Origin of the sequence: Kribbella sp. CCNWLW201 (assembly GCF_037203805.1) — a bacterium.
In the GTDB taxonomy this organism is placed as follows: Bacteria; Actinomycetota; Actinomycetes; order Propionibacteriales; family Kribbellaceae; genus Kribbella.
In genome coordinates this window covers 551,333-569,153 of record NZ_JBBCBQ010000002.1, presented here as the reverse complement: position 1 = coordinate 569,153, position 17,821 = coordinate 551,333, and the positions used below count along the sequence as shown (strand labels likewise).

The following is a 17,821-nucleotide window of genomic DNA, read 5'->3' as shown; positions in this document are numbered from 1 at the left end:
AGTGGACGCTCACAGGAAGCTCCCAGGGTGCTCACAGAGTGGTCGCAGTGCGGTCGACCAGGATTGAGTCATCGCCGGGAACGGGTCTCGGCACCGGACCTCCAGGAGCACCTGATGCGTACGAAGACCGTTGCCGTCGGCACCATTGTCAGCCTGGGCTTCGCCGCCGTCGCCTTCACCCCGGCCGCCTACGCGACCACCACGTCCGACAAGTCCACCACCACCCACTCCACCGTCGGCCCGCACCTGGCCGTCCTCACCGACCCCATCCAGATCCCCACCCGCAAGGCCGCATGACGCCGTACCGGAGACTTGGTGCATGACGGTACGGGTGGTCGGTGACGGGCTGGTGCTGCGCGAGTGGGAGCCGGCGGACGCGCCCGCGATGGTGGAATTGTTCGACGACCCGGACGTGGCGTACTGGACACCGCTGAAGTCGCCATTCGACCTGACGGTGGCGCAGGAGTACGTCGAGAACGCGCTCGCAGCAGAGGGACGGATCCAGCTCGCGATCACCACCGACGGGACGACGCCGCTCGGTGAGGTGATGCTGAACCTGAAGACCGGCTCACTCGGGTACGCGATCGGCCCGGCCCATCGCGGGCAGCGCCTCGGAGCGCGGGCACTGACGCTGCTGACCGCCTATGCGCACGAGACTGCTGGTCTGGCGCGGGTGATCCTCGAGATCGAGCCGGACAACGCGGCCAGCTCAGCCGTGGCGCGGGCCGCCGGTTACCGCCTGACCGACCTGCCGCCAACCCCGATCGTCGACAAAGGACGAGAGCTGACCCTGCTCACCTGGGAACACCTCGCCTAGCCCGTACGGCGAGGGAGTGGGGGACCTCGAAACCGCCGGGTTCCTCGAAGTGTTCGAGGGTCAGGCCGGTGCTGAGGAAGGCGTTGAGGTACTCGGCGAGGGGGATGTGGCGCATGCCGACGCGCCGGCGGATGCCGTCCTCGGCCCACCACGGCGACTCGTCGTGCCAGCCAGGTGTCCGGTAGCTCGGGTGGATCAGCCTGGTGCCGTCCTCGGAGCTGTAGACAACATGCGGGCCGTTGAAACAGGGATGAACGCCGTACACGACGAGCAGACCGCCAGGACGCAGTACCCGGGTCGCCTCCCGCAGAACCTTGCCGAAGTCGTCCACATCGGTGGAGATCCACATCACCATCGCCGTATCGAAGGACTCGTCGGCGAACGGCAGTACGGCGGCGTCCGCCCTCATCAGCGGACCGTCGGCGCGGGTCTTGGCGAAGCGGAGCTGGTCGGCGGAATAGTCCACACCGACGACGCTGCGGCCGCTCGCGCGGATCGTCTCGAAGTTGCGCCCGGTGCCGCAGCCGATGTCGAGGCAGGGCCCGGATCCAGGCCCGAGAAGGTCGAGCAGACCGGGCTGATGCGTCTCCGCGCCGGCCACGAATCGATCCTCGTACCAGTCGGCGTGACCGTCGTACCGAGCCTTCATCCGGCCTCCCCAGGTCGAGCATCCAGCCTACCCAGTCGCCCGCTTTAGGTCGGGAAGAGGACCTACGGGTAAGCTTTGCCGACGCTCTCTTTAAGTTTGGAAGGTCCACTGTGGGTTCGGTAATCAAGAAGCGCCGTAAGCGTATGGCGAAGAAGAAGCACCGCAAGCTGCTGAAGAAGACGCGGGTGCAGCGCCGCAAGCTCGGCAAGTAAGCAGTTCCCGCCGCGTCTGGGTCAGACGCGGTGTTCTATGGGGTTGCTGTCTGGCTGGGGGTCTCTCGTGGCACAGGTGGTGATGGTGACCGGCGTCTCGCGAGACGCCGGTGCTCGCTGTGCGCGCCGACTGGCTGACGATCCGTCGATCGGCACGGTGCTCGGCATCGATGTGGTTCCGCCACGTGCCGAGCTGGGCCGGGTCCGGTTCGTCCGGGCCGACATTCGCAACCCCGTGATCGCGAAGGTGATCGCCGCCGAGGACGTCGACACGGTCGTCCACACCGGCGTCGTGGCCACCCCGGGCAGTGCCGGCGGCCGGTCGTCGATGAAAGAGATCAACGTCATCGGCACCATGCAGCTGCTGGCCGCCTGTCAGAAGGCGCCCGGAGTGGCCAAGCTGGTGGTCAAGTCGTCGACCACCGTGTACGGCGCGGGTCCCCGGGACCCGGCCATGTTCACCGAGGAGATGGCGCCGCGGGCGATCCATCAGACCGGGCTGAGCAAGGACGCGGTCGAGGTCGAGGGGTACGTACGCGGGTTCGCCCGGCGCCGGCCCGACGTCTGTGTCTCCACCCTCCGGATGGCGAACTGGATCGGCCCCAAAACCGACTCCCCGATCACCCGGTACTTCTCGATGCCGGTCATCCCGACCATCTTCGGGTACGACGCCCGCCTCCAGTTCCTGCACGAGGACGACGGCGTCGAGGCGATCCACCACGCCACCGTCAACGACCTGCCCGGGACCTTCAACCTGGCCGGCGACGGGATCCTCGCGCTCTCCCAGGCGATCCGCCGACTCGGCCGGCCGGCCCTGCGGCTGCCACCGTTCACCGCGTCCAGCACGGCAGCCGCCGTACGCCGAGCTCGGTTGGCGGACTTCTCACCGGACCAGATCACCTTCCTGACCTACGGGCGCGCGGTGGACACGACGCGGATGCGGACCGAGTTCGGGTTCGAACCGGCGTACACGACCGCGGCCGCCTTCGACGACTTCCGCGACTTCCTCGGGCCGGGCGTCGTCTCGCAGGCGTCCCAGCTGCTCAGCGCCGGACTGGGGGCACTGCGTGGCTGATGCCGAGGTGATCCCGATCGGTTCTGGCGGACGACCGGGTCGCGGGAGCGGCCGTCGTACGACGCCCTCCGCCGCTGCTCGCGCACTCGCCGGACCGGGTGCGCGGCGGTCGTCGTCGAAGAAGAAGCCTGCGAGCAATCAGACCACTGAGCTGCCGGCCGATCCGGTCGTCGACGACGTTCCGGTGCTCGAGGACCCGGCCGGTCTCGACTTCGCTGGGCTCGAGCGGGTGGTGCGCGAGCTGTTCGGCGAGGAGGGGGAGCGGCGGGTCGCGGAGTGGCTCGCGTTCCTGCGGCGGCGGTTGAGCGGGGAGTACGAGGTCGACGAGTTCGGGTACGACGCCGATCTGACCGACCAGGTGTTGCTGCCGATCCTGCGGCCGTTGGCGGAGAAGTGGTTCCGGGTCGACGTTCGTGGCGTGGAGAACATCCCGTCCGACGGTGGGGCGCTGATCGTGGCGAACCACTCGGGGACGATGCCGCTGGACGGGCTCGTCACCCAGTTGATCGTCGCGGACCACGCGCACCGGCCGCTGCGGACCTTGGCGGCCGACCTGGTGTTCCAGACGCCGTTCGTCGGCGAGCTGGCGCGTAAGGGCGGTGCGACGCTGGCGAGCAACGACGACGCCGAGCGGCTGCTCGGGCGGGGTGACCTGGTCGGCGTCTGGCCGGAGGGGTTCAAGGGGATCGGGAAGCCGTTCAGCGAGCGGTACAAGCTGCAGCGGTTCGGCCGGGGCGGGTTCGTCAGCGCGGCGATGCGGACCGGTGTGCCGATCGTGCCGTGCTCGATCGTCGGGGCCGAGGAGATCTATCCGCTGGTCGGGAACATCGCGTCGCTGGCCCGGCTGCTCGGCGTACCGTACATCCCGATCACACCGTTCTTCCCGCTGCTCGGGCCGCTCGGGCTGATCCCGCTGCCGTCCAAGTGGCTGATCGAGTTCGGCGAGCCGATCCGCACCGACGACTTCCCCGAAGGCGCCGCCGACGACCCGATGCTCGTCTTCAACGTCACCGACCAGGTCCGCGAAACCATCCAGCAAACCCTCTACGCCCTCCTCATGCAACGCCGCAGCGTCTTCTTCTGAGGGATCTGGCTGACGCCGCCGCGCCGTTCCCCGCGACTGCCCCAGCGCGCTCGCTCCGGCCAACATTTGAGGGGTCAACCCCTCAAGTGATGGGTTTGGCCGGTGTATGCAGGGTGCCAACCCACAACCTCAGGGGTTGACCCCTCAAATGGGAGCGCAAACGAGAAGCCCGGCGCGGGGTTCGCGCCGGGCTTCGGGTGTCGGGACCCTACTTCCAGGGTGGGAGGAGGGTCTGGATTACGCCGGGGAGGTTGATGATCGGGGTGCTCGGCAGGGTCAGGGTCGGGAACGGCCATGGCCATGACGTTGCGCCTGGGGTGGGGATGGTGGGGACGATCGTCGGGGTCGACGACGGTGTCGACGATGACGACGACGTCGGGGGTGTCTTCAGACTCGGTGCGGGAGTGTTGGGCTCCTGCACGATCGTCGTGTTCGGCAGCTGGCTCGGCGCCGTACTCGGCTGGGCGCTCTCACCTGTGGTCGGCTTGCTGGACGGGCCCACGGTCGGGCCGTTGGCCGGGTTGGTCGGCTCGCTGCCGTTGCTCGGCGCGGCCGGCTGGGTGCCGCCCTTGGCCGGCTTCGGCTGCTCGCACTTCGGGCAGGCGGCCGAGGTGTGCTGGGCCAGCTGCTCGATGGTGGCGAGCGCCTCGACGGCGGACTTCAGCGATTCCGGCGGCAGTTTCGGTGCGAGCTCACCAAGAGCCTGGCGGGCGCTGGTGATGAACTGCGTGACCGCCGTGATCGAACCGGCGTCGCCGTCCTGCTGGTACGACGCGACCAGCCGGGACACGCCCTTGCGGGCCTGCGCCGAGAAGTCGTCGAGGGTGGAGTTGATCGTGCCCACGTCGCCGCCGGACTCGGCCAGCGCGCGGACTTCGGACAACCGGGTCATCGCGTGCTCGAGATCGCGCCGGCCGCGAGAGTCGTCGCCGACTCCGACATTGGTGGCGACGTTCTCGATGCCTCGCTTCATCCCGTACAAGGTGTCACCGGGCATCGCCTGCTGAGCGGCGGCGGCAGAACCGATGCCACCTCCGAGCAGGACCAGCGCGGCGGTACTGGCCACGAGCCGGATGCGCCGGCCGTGACGATGGCGGATATCTGTCACGGACGCGTCGACGTCCTCGCGGGTCGGCGGGTCGTCCGAGTCGTCCGGAGTGCTGCGCACCATCGTCGGAGTCGTCGTTGCCGCCCGGGCCGCCGCCTGCTCCAGCAGGCGGTGCCTCAGTTCGGCACTGAACTCCGGTCGCGGTGCCACTGCGCCGGCGGTCCTCAGCCGTCCGACCAGTTCCACAGCTTCCATCAGCTCGGGGTCATCGCTCAGTCGCGAAGAGTGACGGGGCCCGTGATCGACGGCGTGCGCGAAGGTCTCCGCGCGCGCTCGAGCCCTGTGTAGGTCACTCATGAGTTCTCGTTCTCCTCAATGGCCAGTCGGGGTCACCGACAGGTCCTCATCAGGCAAACGAGGAAACTCCCTGACGGGTTACGAAAGACATTCGTTGTCATCCGCCTCACCTCAAGTCCTTGGGGATAACCTTCGCCAAGTGCCGTACGGCCCTCAGTTGCAGTTGCTTGACGGCGCCTTCGGATTTCTCCAGCGCCTTGGCCGTTTCCGCGATCGACAAACCGGCGAAGAATCGCATCGTCAGGCAGTCGCGTTGCTCCTCGGGCAAGTTCGCGACGGCGTCCCGTAGGACCTCGGCGGTGGCGGCGGCCAGTACGTCGACCTCCGGCCCCTCGGTCTGCCGGTCGTGCGTCTCGATCTCGTCCGTGACCACTTCCAGCCGGACCCGGCCGGACTTGTAGTGGTCGGTGATCAGGTTCCGGGCGATCGTCACCAGCCAGGCGCCGAAGTCCCGGCCCTGCCAGCGGAACGAGTCCAGCGCGCGCAGCGCCCGGACGAACGTCTCACTGGTCAGGTCCTCGGCGAGTGCCGATGACGACACCCGTGCGTAGATGTAGCGATAGACGGTGAGCGAGTACTCGTCGTACAGCTCACCGAAGGCACCGACGTCCCCGGCCTGGGCGCGATCGACGAGCTCTGCGCGTCTCATCCCGTCCGGGCTTGGCTCCGGCGTCGTCAAGATTTCTCCCCGTTCAAATGACACGTCTTCTGACACATCCGCGAATGGCCACAGCGGCTGAGACAGCACCGAGCGTTACGCTTCGAGCACCCGCTGTCAACAGTCCGAGGCGTGCCGCCTTCCGTCCGGTCCGATCGTCACGAATGCGCCAGCCGACTGCTTCCGCAACGCGGCGCAGCCTGCTGTCGGGGTTCATCGCGCATGGGCTCCCCACGCGGACGGCTTCTGCAGTGTGAGGTTCTCCAGAAGGTCGCCCACGAGTTCACCTGTATATATCCCGTCACGCTCCGCTGCAACCGTTCCGAGCGAGCCGATCTGACCAATTCGCCCCCGGCGCTCCCCGGCCGGCACCCCCTTCCACCCCGATTGCGCGAAGAACCCCCAACTCCGCGAGAGGAGACTAGCGCCACATGGCAGACTCTCCTGGTGAACTTCAATTTCGCGGACATTCTTCGTGACACAGCGCAACGTCACGGTGAACGTCTGGCGCTGGTCGACGGCGACCGGCGACTGACCTGGAGCGAGCTCGACGCCGCCGTCGACAAGGCCGCCCAGGGGTTCGCCGCAGCCGGCCTGGTGCCGGGGTACCGGGTCATCCTGCTACTCGCCAACAGCGTCGACTTCGTCACGTCCTACCTGGGGATTCTCCGCGCCGGCCTGGTCGCCGTACCGCTGAACACCGGGCTGACCGCGAGCGAGATCAGCACCGTCATCCAGCATTCCGGGGCCCGTCTCGCGGTCGCCGACGGGGACCTGGCGGACAAGATCAAGGGCCTCCGGACGGTCCGGGCCGGCGAGCTCCAAGGTGACGCTCCGTTACTTCCGCAGCTCGACCCGGAGACCCTAGCGGTGCTGCTCTACACCTCAGGGACCAGTGGCGACCCGCGCGCCGCGATGCTCACCCATCGCGCGCTGGCCGCGAACGTGAAGAATCTTTCCGAGCTCGGCGAGGACCGGATGGGTCCGGAGGACATCGTCCTCGGCGTGTTGCCGATGTTCCACGCGTTCGGCTTGAACGCCGTCCTCGGCTGGGCCGTCGCCACCGGCGCCGCGATCATCGTCGAACCGCGGTTCGACTCCGTCCATACCCTCGATCTGATCAGCAAGTACGGCGTGACGCGGCTGCCGCTCGCACCGCCGGCCTTGCACGCCCTGCTGGCCCGGCCCGACCTGGCCGACGCGCTGCGGACCGTCAAGGTCGTCCTCACCGGCGCCTCGACGCTGGATCGCGCGCTGGCCGACCGGTTCGAGCAGGAGACCGGGAAGTTCGTCCACCAGGGTTACGGCCTGACCGAGGCGTCCCCGGGGGTCACCACGACCCTCGGCGAGCACGACCCGAAGCCGGGCTCGGTCGGCCGGCCGCTGCCGAACGTCGAGCTGCGGATCGCCGACGAGCAGGGCGAGGACGTCGAGGGCGACGACCCCGGCGAGATCCTGATCCGCGGCGGCAACCTGTTCTCCGGCTACTGGCCGGACGCCGTCGACGGCCCGGACGAGGACGGCTGGTACCGGACCGGCGACGTCGGATTCCTGGACGCCGACGGCGATCTCTTCCTGGTCGACCGGCTGCGCGAGCTGATCATCGTGTCCGGGTTCAACGTCTTCCCGAGCGAGGTCGAAGAGGTCCTGGTCGGCGCTCCCGGCGTCCGCGAGGCCGCCGTCATCGGCGTACCGTCGGAGGAAACCGGGGAAGCGGTGAAGGCCTTCGTCGTACCGGAGACCGGGGCGGCGGTGGACCCGGCCGAGGTCCAGGAGTACGCCGGGACGCGGCTGGCCCGGTTCAAGTGCCCGGTGGAGATCGAGGTGGTCGACCACCTGCCGCACTCGGTCACCGGCAAGGTCGCCAAGGGACAACTGCGGAAATGACGCGCGTCACGCTCTACGGCAAGCCCGGCTGTCACCTCTGTGACGACGCCCGGGTGATCATCCAGGAGGTCTGCGCCGAGCTCGGCGTCGACTGGAGCGAGGTCGACATCACTCAGGATGACCAGTTGTTCACCGAGTACGGCGAGCAGATCCCGGTCACCTTCGTGGACGGCAAGCAGCACGACTTCTGGCGCGTCGACCCGGCCAGACTCAGAAAGGCACTGACCGCCTAGGTCGCGTCTGGTGATCCCGCGCCTACTGCGCGGCACTCGTCACGGCATCTCGCCGCACTGGAGCAAAGGCCACGATGGAAAAAGCATCGAGGCCTTCACTCCAGCACGCCGAGCTACCGCACCGAGCACCTGCTCGCGACGGCGCGGGATCACCAGACGCAACCAAGTGCTGTCGGTCACCCTGGCAGCCGTCGATTTTGTTCTCACGTTCACAAGCTCCTAGAGTAAGAAGGGCCGCCGGCCGTCAGACCGCGGCCTGAACGAGTGTTCCCCAGGAGAATTGTGACGCGTGCCAGCAGCCGTCGCCCCGGCCCGCCGACGAGAACCGAGCGCGGCATTCCCGAGGCGACTGTCGCGCGCTTGCCGGTGTACCTGCGGGCGCTGACCGCGCTGTCGGACAGTGGTATCGCCACCGCGTCGAGCGAGGATCTGGCGACCGCGGCCGGGGTGAACTCGGCCAAGCTCCGCAAGGACCTGTCCTACCTGGGCTCCTACGGCACCCGCGGCGTCGGGTACGACGTCGAGTACCTGCGCTACCAGATCGCCCGGGAGATCGGCGTCACCCAGGACTGGGCCGTCGTCATCGTCGGGATCGGAAACCTGGGTCACGCGCTGGCGAACTACTCCGGGTTCGGCACGCGCGGCTTCCGGATCGTGGCCCTGCTGGACGCCGACCCGAACCTGGTCGGTGAGCGGATCGGTGACATGGAGGTCCGCGACTTCGCCGAACTGGAGGCCATCGTCAAGGCCGACCGGGTTTCGATCGGTGTCATCACCACCCCCGCCGGTCCGGCCCAGGAGGTGTGCGACCGGCTGGTCGCCGCCGGGGTGACCAGCATCCTGAACTTCGCGCCGGTGGTGCTGTCCGTGCCCGACGGTGTCGACATCCGCAAGGTGGACCTCTCGATCGAGTTGCAGATCCTGGCGTACCACGAACAACGAAAGTCCGGAGAGGCGGCGCTCCCCGAGGTGCCCGAGCTACCAGCGATGAACGGTCTCACCGATCTGCCGAGTGTCGGCGGGGGTGTCGGCGCATGAACGAGCGCAGCGAGTTCATCATCAAGCACAGCGTGGTTCGTGCCTCGTCCGCGCCCGGAGCGAAGCGAGGACGCGGATGAGCTACCTGGTCGTCGGGATCAGCCACCGCTCAGCTGACATCAACGTCCTCGAGCGAGTGGCGCTCGACGCGGACGCGGCGACCAAGCTGGCCCTGGCCGTCAAGCACACCCCTGCCGTCGCGGAGTCCGCGGTGCTTGCCACCTGCAACCGGACCGAGGTCTACGCGACCGTCGACCGGTTCCACGCCGGCATGGACGAGGTCACCGCGATCCTGTCCGACATCACCGGCGTACCGCTGCTGGATCTGGCCGAGCACCTCTACGTGCACTTCGAGGAAGGTGCCGTCGCGCACCTGTTCCAGGTCGCGGTCGGGCTGGACTCGATGGTGATCGGCGAGAGCCAGATCCTCGGCCAGGTGAAGGAATCGCTGCGCGTCGGCCAGGATCTGGAGACGATCGGCACCGACCTGAACGCCCTGTTCCAGCACGCGTTGCGGGTCGGCAAGCGGGCTCGCGCCGAGACCGGTATCGACGCCGCCGGCCGGTCGGTCGTGTCGGCCGGGCTGGACGCTGTCGGCGGCTTCGAGGGCCGGCGGGCCCTGATCGTCGGCGCTGGTTCGATGGCCTCGCTGGCCGCGCAGACCCTGCTCAACGGTGGCGCCGCGAGCGTGACCATTGCCAACCGCAACTACGACCGTGCGGCCGCGCTGACCGAGCGCGTCGGCGGTACGGCGATCCAGCTCGCGGCCGTGCCCGAGGCGCTGGCCGACGCTGATCTGGTCGTGTCCTGCACCGGTGCGCGCGGCATCGTACTGACCGCGGAGATGATCCGGAACGCGACCGACGGGCGGCCGTTCGGCGTCCTCGACGTCGCCCTGCCGCGGGACGTCGCGCCCGAGGCGGCCCGGATCCCCGGTGTCTCGCTGGTCACCCTGGCCGATCTCGCCGGTACGGCGGGTGGCAGCGAGGACGACATCGACGAGGTACGGCGGATCGTCTCGGAGGAGACGGGTTCGTTCGAGGCAACCCGGCGGGCCGCATCGGTCGCGCCGACCGTGGTCGCGCTGCGGGCGATGGCCTCCGAGCTGGTCGACTCCGAGCTGGCCCGGCTGGACCGCAAGCTGCCCGGACTGGAAGACGCTCAGCGGCAGGAGGTCGCCCGGACGATTCGCCGGGTGGTCGACAAGGTGCTGCACACGCCGACCGTGCGGGTGAAGGAGTTGGCGGCCGACCCTGGTGGGCCGACGTACGCGGATGCTCTGCGTGAGCTGTTCGCACTGGACCCGGCCACCGTCGACGCGGTCACTGCCGCGAAGACGCCGGAAGAGACCAGCCACACCCGCGCCGACGCGACCGGAGGTGACCGCTCATGATCAGGCTCGGTACGCGGCGGTCGGCTCTCGCGACCGCGCAGGCGACTTGGGTGGCCGACCAATTGCGCACCCTCGGGCACGAGGTGGAGCTCGTCCCGATCGTCACCACCGGCGACGTCAACAAGGCGCCGCTGGAGCAGATCGGTGGCACCGGAATCTTCGTCAGCGCGCTGCGGGATGCCCTGCTGGCCAATGAGATCGACGTCGCCGTGCACTCGCTCAAGGACCTTCCGACCACCCCGGTCGACGGCCTGACCATCGGTGCCGTCCCGCTGCGGGAGGACCCGCGCGACGTGCTGGTCGCCCGCGACGGACTGACCCTCGGCGAGTTGCAGCAGGGTGCCCTGGTCGGCACCGGTTCGCCCCGCCGGGTCGCACAGCTGGACGCGCTCGGCCTCGGCCTCGAATGCACCGGGATCCGCGGCAACGTGGACACCAGGATCGGCATGGTGGCCGACGGCAAATTGGACGCGGTGGTGCTCGCAAGGGCAGGGTTGTCCCGGTTGGGACGGCTGGCCGAGGTGACCGAGACGCTGGATCCGATCCAGGTCCTGCCGGCTCCGGGACAAGGTGCCCTGGGCATCGAGTGCCGGGCCGACGACGCCGGGGTGCTGGCTGCCCTGGCGCCGCTGGAGGACCCGTCGACGCGGGCGGCGGTCACCGCGGAGCGGCAGATGCTTGCCACTCTCGAGGCAGGGTGCACGGCTCCGGTCGGTGCCCTCGCCGAGGTGGTCGAAGGTGAGGACGGCCCGGAGCTGTGGCTACGGGGAGCGCTCGGCCAAGAGGACGGCGTACGGCGACTCTCCGCGAACGGGCCGGTGGACGACCCGGTGTCACTCGGTATGGCGCTGGCGAACGAGTTGCTGGAGCGGACATGACAGCGGCACGGGGCACGACGACAGCCAAGAAGACGGCACACAAGACGAGCAGCAGGACGAGGACGAGGGCAGACGTGAGCAGCGCGAAGACAGCGGCCACCGCGGCATCCAGGACACCTCAGAACGTGCCGGCGAAGGCCGCCGCGACCAGTACCGTCAAGCAGACCAGACCACTCGGCCACGTCACCTTCGTCGGTGTCGGACCTGGTGATCCGTCCCTGCTGACGCTGGCTGGGCGCGACGTGCTGGCGAACGCCGACGCCGTGGTGGTCGAGGGCCCCGAGCACGACGCCTTTCTGACCTACTGCAGGCCCGGCGTCGAGGTGATCGACGGGTCCGGTGCCGAGGGCAGCCGGGCGCTGAAGGTCGCCGCCCGGGCCCGGCTGGTGGTGAAGACGGCCAAGTCCGCGGCGAACGTCGTACGCCTGCTGACCGGTGACCCGTTCACCTTCTCCAGCGGTGCCGAGGAAGCGGCCGCGTGCCGGAAGGCCGGCATCAGCTTCAACGTGATCCCCGGTGTCAGTGAGGTCAGCGCCGTCCCGACGTACGCGGGAATCCCGCTGACGATGAAGGGCGACCGCGAGGTCACCGTCCTCGACCTGGCCGAGGCGAAGCTCGACCTGACCCGGCTGCACGCGAAGCAGACGCTGGTGCTGCTGAACGCGACCGACGTACTGAAGGACACCGTCGCGGCGCTGGTCGAGGCCGGCTTCGACGCGACCACCCCGGTCGCGGCCACGGTCGGCGGTACGACGACCTCGCAGACGAGTGTGGTCGGCACGCTGGAGACAATCGTCACGGACCTGCGCGCGGCCAAGGTGACCGGCGAGGCCGTCATCGTGGTCGGTGCGGTGGTAGAGCAGCGCGAGGCGCTGTCCTGGTTCGAGACCAAGCCGCTGTTCGGCTGGCGGATCCTGGTGCCGCGCACCAAGGACCAGGCCGGCCCGCTGATGGACCGGCTGCGGCGGTACGGCGCGATGCCGGAAGAGGTCCCCACGATCTCGGTCGAGCCGCCGCGCAACCCGCAGCAGATGGACAAGGCGATCCGCGGCCTGGTCGAGGGCCGGTACGAATGGGTCGCGTTCACCTCGGTCAACGCGGTCAAGGCGGTCCGGGAGAAGTTCGACGAGTACGGCCTGGACGCGCGGGCGTTCTCCGGGCTGAAGATCGCCGCGGTCGGCGACAAGACCGCCGAGGCGATCGCTGCCTGGGGCATCCGTCCGGACCTGGTCCCGTCCGGTGAGCAGTCCGCCGCCGGGCTGGTCGAGGACTGGCCGCCGTTCGACGAGGTGCTCGACCCGATCAACCGGGTCTTCCTGCCGCGCGCCGACATCGCCACCGAGACCCTGGTCGCCGGGCTGACCGATCTCGGCTGGGAGGTCGACGACGTGACGGCGTACCGGACCGTGCGGGCCGCCCCGCCGCCCGCGCCGACGCGCGAGGCGATCAAGTCCGGCAAGTTCGACGCGGTCGTGTTCACCTCGTCCTCGACGGTGCGCAACCTGGTCGGGATCGCCGGCAAGCCGCACGCATCGACGGTGATCGCAGTGATCGGCCCGGCCACGCTGAAGACGGCCGAGGAGCACGGTCTGCGCGTCGACGCGATGGCCGAGACGCCGTCCGCCGAGGAACTGGCCGACGCACTCGCTCGATTCGGCGCCAACCGGCGTGACACCATGATCGAGGCCGGTGAACCGGTCACCCGCCCGTCCGAGCGCCGCTCGGGCTCACGCAGGAAGAGCTAGTTCAGTGACTGGATTCCCGGAGGTCAGGCCGCGGCGGCTTCGGTCGTCGTCGGCGATTCGCAGGCTGGTCGCGGAGACCACGCTGGAACCGCGGCAGCTGATCCTGCCGATGTTCATCCGGGAAGGCGCCCGCGAGCCGATCGCGATCAAGTCGATGCCGGGCGTGTACCAGCACACCCGCGACAGCGCGCGGAAAGCGGTCGTCGAGGCGGCTCAGCTGGGACTCGGCGGCGTGATGCTGTTCGGCGTACCGGCTGAGAAGGACGAGACCGGCTCGGGCGCACTGGACCCGGACGGCATCCTCAACGTCGCGATCCGGGACGCGGTCCACGAGGCCGGCGACGCGCTACTGGTGATGTCGGACCTGTGCCTGGACGAATTCACCTCGCACGGCCACTGCGGCGTACTGGATGCTGACGGCCGCGTGGACAACGACGCGACCTTGAAGATCTACGCCGAGATGGGCGTCGCGCAGGCCACTGCGGGCGCGCATGTCGTCGGCCCCTCGGGGATGATGGACGGCCAGGTGGGTGCCGTGCGCACGGCGCTCGACGCGGCTGGTTTCCTGGACACGGTGATCCTGGCGTACGCCGTCAAGTTCGCGTCGGCCTTCTTCGGCCCGTTCCGCGAAGCCGTCGACTCGTCGCTCCAGGGCGATCGCAAGACCTACCAGCAAGACAACGCGAACGCCCGCGACGCGATCCGCGAGGTCGACCTCGACGTGGCCGAAGGCGCCGACATCGTGATGGTGAAGCCGGCCCTGGCGTACCTCGACATCATCCGCCAGGTCCGCGACCACGTGAACGTCCCCGTTGCCGCGTACAACATCTCCGGCGAGTACGCCATGGTCGAGGCCGCCGCCGCCAACGGCTGGATCGACCGCGACGCCGCCATCCTCGAAACCCTCACGTCGATCCGCCGAGCCGGCGCCGACACCATCCTCACCTACTGGGCCACCGAAGCAGTCCACCTCCTCCACCGCTGAGGCACCCCAGAATCCGACCCACGCGTGCTACGCGGGCACAACTAACGCGGATCGCCAGGCCATCACAATGCGGTGCCTGCGGTGGTCACCCGCAGGAGGTCGTCGTGCAGGCGTGAATGTGATGGCCTGGGGGTCCGCCGGCTTACCGAGGTGTGGGCGTCAGCGGTGGATGGTGTAGTCGGATTGGGTGAAGCCGGCTTTGAGGGTTCGGGTGGCGTTGTGGGTGAGGGGGATGTCGGTGTCCAGGTCGCCGAAGAGGCGGATGCCGGAGCCGAGGAGGACGGGGGCGGTGGTGATGGTGAGCTCGTTCAGGAGGCCTGCCCGGAGGAAGGTCTGGATGACGCGGCCGCCGTCGGCGTAGACGCGTTTGGCGCCGCGGTCGTTCAGGGTCTCGATCAGGGCGTCCAGGGTGCGGTGCACGATGATGCGCTCGTCGGCGTCCGGGTCGAGCGTCGTGCTGAGGACCTCGACCTGCTTCCCCTCGTACGGCCAGAAGCCGAAGGTGAGCGCCTTCTCGTAGGTGTTCCGGCCCAGTACGACGGTGTCGATCGAGGTCATGAACTGGTCGTACCCGGTGTCACCGGCCTGCTCACCGCGTTCGGTGAGCCAGTCGATGGAGCCGTCCGGCCGGGCGATGTACCCGTCGAGGCTGGTGGCGATGAAAACGGCCGCATGGAAACTCACGTAGACATTTTTCCACGCGCACCGAAATGCCACCGAAACAGGTCTGGGCAGGAGCCCGGTGACCTCCCCGGGTCAGCCCTTGAGGCCGGTCTGGGCCAGGCCTTCTACGAACTGGCGTTGGGCCAGGACGAAGATGATCAGGACGGGGAGGGCGGACAGGGTGGCGGCGGCCAGTTGGGTGTTCCACATGGGCCCTCCGTAGGCATCGACGTACTGGGTCAGGGCCTGCGGGATGGTGAACTTCTCCTTGCTGGACAGGAAGACGATGGGCTCCAGGTAGAGGTTCCAGCTGTGCAGGAAGGTGAAGATCGAGACGGCGCCGATCGCCGGGCGGGCCAGGGGGAGGCTGACTCGCCAGAACAGGCCGAACCGGCCGAGGCCGTCCACCCGGCCCGCCTCCTCCAGTTCGCCGGGCAGGGTGATGAAGAACTGCCGCATGATGAACGTCGCCAGCACGCTCGGTGCGCCGAGGGCCGGCACCAGGATGAGCGGCCAGTGGGTGTCCACCAGCCCGAGCGCGTCGAACATCCGGTACAGCGGGATGATCGTCACCTCGTTCGGCACCAGCAGCCCGGTCAGCACGATCACGAAGACCACGCCCGCACCCCGGAACTTGATCCGAGCGAACGCGTACCCGGCCAGCGCGGACACCGCCAGCGTCAGCAGCGTCACCACGACAGCGATGTAGAGGCTGTTCACGTACTGCCGCCCGAACGGCTGCAGCTCGAACACCTGCCGATAGGCATCCAGCGTCGGCGACCCCGGCAGCAGCGACGGCGGGAACGCGAAGATCTCGGTCACCGGCTTCAGCGACGTCGTCGCCATCCACCAGATCGGGAACACGAACGGCACACAACACACCAGCAGTACGCCGTACACGAACACCTTGACCTTAGGACTCATGGAACACCCACCTCCGACGCATCCGCCACTGCACCACGGTGAGCACCAGCACGATCCCGAACAGGAGCAGCGAGATCGTCGCGCCGTACCCGAAGTGGTGGAACTGGAACGCCTGCTGGTACAGGTAGTACACGAGCACCGTGGTCGACGTCCCCGGACCGCCCTGGGTCAGTACGGCGATCTGCGCGAACACCTGCAGGGAGCCGACGATCGTCAGGATCATCGTCAGCAGGATGGTCGGGCTGATCAGCGGCACCGTCACCCGCCGGAACCGCGCCCACGCCGACGCCCCGTCGATCCGGGCGGCCTCGTAGAGCTCGGCCGGCACACCCTGCAACGCCGCCAGGAAGAGCACCATGTTCAGCCCGACGTTCTTGAACAGCTGGACCACGATCACCGACGCCATCGCCGTACCGCCGGATCGCAGCCAGTTCGGCCCGTCGATCCCGAACAGGTTCAGGAACCCGTTCACACCCCCGTTGTCCTGGAGCAGGAACCCCCACACGATCGTCCACGCGACCAGCGTCACCACGACCGGCGAGAAGAACAGCGTCCGGAACACGACCGTGCCGCGTAGCTTCTGGTTCAGCAGTACGGCGAGGAACAACGCCAGACTCAGGTTCAGCACCACCAGCCCGGCCGAGAACACGCCGGTCGCCCGGAGCGCCGGCCCGAGCTTCGGGTCGTCAGCCAGCGCGGCGTAGTTGTCAGCCCCGACGAAAGTAAGGGAACCGGCCAGCACGTTCCACTCGTGCAGGCTGTACCAGACCACCAGCCCGAGCGGAACGACGACGAAGGCAACGATCCCGGCGAGCTGCGGCGCGACCATCAGCCAACCGGCCAGCTCGTCGCGCCGCCGCATCGTCCAGTACGGCGCTTTGTCCGCAGGCGCCACCGTGGAGGCCGGCTTCTCCAGCAACAGCGTCATTTCGCCAGCAGTGGGTTGATCTTCGCGCAAACGTCCGACAGCACGGCCTTGACGTCCGCGCCCGGCTTCCACAGCGGGTCGAGCGCGGCCCGGACGGTCTGCTGCAGTTCGGCGTACCCGGTGTGGCTGGGTTTGATCGTGCCGCGTTCGATGCCCTTGACCACGACACTGTCCAGCTGGGCGGGCTTCAGCAGCGGGTTGGCCTTGGCCAGGGTCGCGGCGTTGATCTGCGACTTGCGTGGCGGCGGGAAGAACTGCGCGAGCTTGGCCGAGTTCTCCGCGTTGCTGAAGTACTCGAGGAACTGCTTCGCCGCGTCGGCGTTCTTGCCTCGCTTCAGCACACCGATCCCAGCCTGTCCGACGACCGAGTACTCACCTGAAGGACCGGCCGGCAGCGGGACCAGGTCCCACTTGAACTTGGCCTTCTCCAGCAGCGCCGCTCGGCTGATCTGGGTCACGATCATCGCGGAGTCACCGGCGTAGAAGTCCTTCGTCACGCCGGGACCGGGCATGCCTTTGGTGGTGAAGACGAGGTCGTGGACGAACGTCATCGCGTCCACCATCGCCGGCTGGTCGAACTGGCAGCTCTTGCCGTCCTCGCTCCACGGCCGGGCGCCCCAGCCGGACCAGATCGCGTTGAGCGTGTCCCAGCCCTTGAAGTCGAAGTCGCCGACCACGAGACCACCCTTGCCGCGAGCCTGTACGGCGGCCGCAGTCTTCGCAGCCTCCTCCCAGGTCCACGTCCCGGCCGCGATCTGCTGCGCCGGCGTCGGTCGTCCGGTCGCGGTCACCAGGTCCGTGTTGACGAAGACGCCGAGCGGTGAGGTGGAGAACGGGTACGCGTACAGCTTGCCGTCCTTCTCCCAGTTGGCCGTCGTACTCGGCAGCAGATCGCCGTCCTTGTTGATCGGCTCTAGCGCGCCGGAGCTGACGAAGTCCGGCGCGGTGCTTTCGAAGATCCAGGCCAGATCCGGCACGTTGCCGCCGCCGATCTGGGTGGTCAGTGTGGTGGTGTAGTTCTCGAACGGGATCGACTCGAAGGTGATCTTGCCGACGTCCGGATGGTCCTTCTTGTAGTCGGCGGCGATCTGGTCGAACAGGGCCAGATGCTTGGCGTTCGCACTCCAGATCGTCATCCGCAGATCGACCGGCCCCTTGCTGCCGGAGTCCGAGGAGCCCCCGCCACAGGCGGTCAACAGGGCGGCAGTCGTGACCATCGCGGTCAGCACACGTAGCTTCATCAGTCC

The 17,821-nt window shown here is 68.4% G+C and carries 19 protein-coding genes; 12 read left to right on the top strand and 7 right to left on the bottom strand.

What is annotated here, in order from left to right; translation table 11 throughout:
• Positions 1-114: 114 nt before the first annotated feature.
• Both V9K99_RS12465 and V9K99_RS12460 read left to right on the top strand, forming a co-directional pair.
• Entirely contained in the window at positions 115-297 is a 183-nt protein-coding gene (locus tag V9K99_RS12465; protein WP_337002095.1) for a hypothetical protein, read from the top strand.
• Between the two features lie 22 nt (positions 298-319).
• Positions 320-817 carry a GNAT family N-acetyltransferase gene (locus V9K99_RS12460; protein ID WP_337002097.1) on the top strand — a complete coding sequence of 166 codons (498 nt, stop codon included), beginning with the start codon at positions 320-322 and terminating at the stop codon, positions 815-817.
• Here the strand turns inward: V9K99_RS12460 and V9K99_RS12455 are convergent.
• Positions 795-1,466, bottom strand: coding sequence for a class I SAM-dependent methyltransferase (locus V9K99_RS12455; protein ID WP_337002099.1), 672 nt, complete (start codon positions 1,464-1,466; stop codon positions 795-797). The genes V9K99_RS12460 and V9K99_RS12455 overlap by 23 nt on opposite strands.
• A gap of 110 nt (positions 1,467-1,576) precedes the next feature.
• Between V9K99_RS12455 and V9K99_RS12450 the strand changes: the two genes are divergently transcribed.
• The 3 genes from V9K99_RS12450 to V9K99_RS12440 all read left to right on the top strand — a co-directional run bounded on the left by V9K99_RS12450 (position 1,577) and on the right by V9K99_RS12440 (position 3,837).
• Positions 1,577-1,678, top strand: a complete 102-nt coding sequence (locus V9K99_RS12450; RefSeq protein WP_008356322.1) for a 30S ribosomal protein bS22 — start codon at positions 1,577-1,579, stop codon at positions 1,676-1,678.
• 67 nt (positions 1,679-1,745) lie between these two features.
• Positions 1,746-2,753: an NAD-dependent epimerase/dehydratase family protein gene (locus V9K99_RS12445; protein WP_337002101.1), complete on the top strand. Its 1,008-nt coding sequence runs from the start codon at positions 1,746-1,748 to the stop codon at positions 2,751-2,753.
• Positions 2,746-3,837: a lysophospholipid acyltransferase family protein gene (locus V9K99_RS12440; protein ID WP_337002103.1), complete on the top strand. Its 1,092-nt coding sequence runs from the start codon at positions 2,746-2,748 to the stop codon at positions 3,835-3,837. The genes V9K99_RS12445 and V9K99_RS12440 overlap by 8 nt, the downstream gene beginning before the upstream one ends.
• Positions 3,838-4,045: 208 nt before the next feature.
• Here V9K99_RS12440 and V9K99_RS12435 read toward each other — a convergent pair whose 3' ends face one another.
• Together V9K99_RS12435 and V9K99_RS12430 are read right to left on the bottom strand one after the other, a co-directional pair.
• The gene (locus tag V9K99_RS12435; RefSeq protein WP_337002105.1) at positions 4,046-5,140 is read right to left on the bottom strand and encodes a DUF5667 domain-containing protein; all 1,095 of its coding nucleotides are present in this window, start codon (positions 5,138-5,140) and stop codon (positions 4,046-4,048) included.
• A gap of 208 nt (positions 5,141-5,348) precedes the next feature.
• Positions 5,349-5,891, bottom strand: a complete 543-nt coding sequence (locus V9K99_RS12430; protein ID WP_337002107.1) for a sigma-70 family RNA polymerase sigma factor — start codon at positions 5,889-5,891, stop codon at positions 5,349-5,351.
• Positions 5,892-6,347: 456 nt separating this feature from the next.
• On the opposite strand from V9K99_RS12430, the gene V9K99_RS12425 reads away from it, so the two are divergent.
• The 7 genes from V9K99_RS12425 (at position 6,348) to hemB (ending at position 14,059) form a co-directional block, all read left to right on the top strand.
• Positions 6,348-7,787, top strand: a complete 1,440-nt coding sequence (locus tag V9K99_RS12425; RefSeq protein ID WP_337002109.1) for a class I adenylate-forming enzyme family protein — start codon at positions 6,348-6,350, stop codon at positions 7,785-7,787.
• Positions 7,784-8,020 carry a glutaredoxin family protein gene (locus V9K99_RS12420; protein WP_337002110.1) on the top strand — a complete coding sequence of 79 codons (237 nt, stop codon included), beginning with the start codon at positions 7,784-7,786 and terminating at the stop codon, positions 8,018-8,020. The genes V9K99_RS12425 and V9K99_RS12420 overlap by 4 nt, the downstream gene beginning before the upstream one ends.
• 282 nt (positions 8,021-8,302) lie before the next feature.
• Positions 8,303-9,058 (top strand): redox-sensing transcriptional repressor Rex, encoded by a 756-nt coding sequence (locus V9K99_RS12415; protein WP_337002111.1) that lies wholly within the window; start codon positions 8,303-8,305, stop codon positions 9,056-9,058.
• A 76-nt stretch (positions 9,059-9,134) separates the two neighbouring features.
• Complete coding sequence (locus V9K99_RS12410) at positions 9,135-10,451, top strand: glutamyl-tRNA reductase (protein ID WP_337002112.1); 1,317 nt, start codon at positions 9,135-9,137, stop codon at positions 10,449-10,451.
• On the top strand, positions 10,448-11,329 hold the full coding sequence (gene hemC, locus V9K99_RS12405) for a hydroxymethylbilane synthase (RefSeq protein WP_337002113.1): 882 nt from the start codon (positions 10,448-10,450) through the stop codon (positions 11,327-11,329). The genes V9K99_RS12410 and hemC overlap by 4 nt, the downstream gene beginning before the upstream one ends.
• Positions 11,326-13,074: a uroporphyrinogen-III synthase gene (locus V9K99_RS12400; protein ID WP_337324170.1), complete on the top strand. Its 1,749-nt coding sequence runs from the start codon at positions 11,326-11,328 to the stop codon at positions 13,072-13,074. Before hemC ends, V9K99_RS12400 begins: the two co-directional genes overlap by 4 nt.
• Positions 13,075-13,078: 4 nt before the next feature.
• Positions 13,079-14,059, top strand: coding sequence for a porphobilinogen synthase (hemB, locus tag V9K99_RS12395; RefSeq protein WP_337002116.1), 981 nt, complete (start codon positions 13,079-13,081; stop codon positions 14,057-14,059).
• 159 nt (positions 14,060-14,218) lie between these two features.
• On the opposite strand, the gene V9K99_RS12390 is transcribed toward hemB, so the two are convergent.
• The 4 genes from V9K99_RS12390 to V9K99_RS12375 all read right to left on the bottom strand — a co-directional run bounded on the left by V9K99_RS12390 (position 14,219) and on the right by V9K99_RS12375 (position 17,815).
• Positions 14,219-14,743 (bottom strand): dihydrofolate reductase family protein, encoded by a 525-nt coding sequence (locus V9K99_RS12390; RefSeq protein ID WP_337002118.1) that lies wholly within the window; start codon positions 14,741-14,743, stop codon positions 14,219-14,221.
• A 72-nt stretch (positions 14,744-14,815) separates the two neighbouring features.
• A complete protein-coding gene (locus tag V9K99_RS12385) occupies positions 14,816-15,646 on the bottom strand; it encodes a carbohydrate ABC transporter permease (protein WP_337002119.1) in 831 nt (276 codons plus the stop codon).
• Complete coding sequence (locus tag V9K99_RS12380; protein ID WP_337002121.1) at positions 15,636-16,574, bottom strand: carbohydrate ABC transporter permease; 939 nt, start codon at positions 16,572-16,574, stop codon at positions 15,636-15,638. Before V9K99_RS12380 ends, V9K99_RS12385 begins: the two co-directional genes overlap by 11 nt.
• Positions 16,571-17,815: an ABC transporter substrate-binding protein gene (locus V9K99_RS12375; RefSeq protein WP_337002123.1), complete on the bottom strand. Its 1,245-nt coding sequence runs from the start codon at positions 17,813-17,815 to the stop codon at positions 16,571-16,573. The genes V9K99_RS12380 and V9K99_RS12375 overlap by 4 nt, the downstream gene beginning before the upstream one ends.
• Between the last annotated feature and the right edge of the window lie 6 nt (positions 17,816-17,821).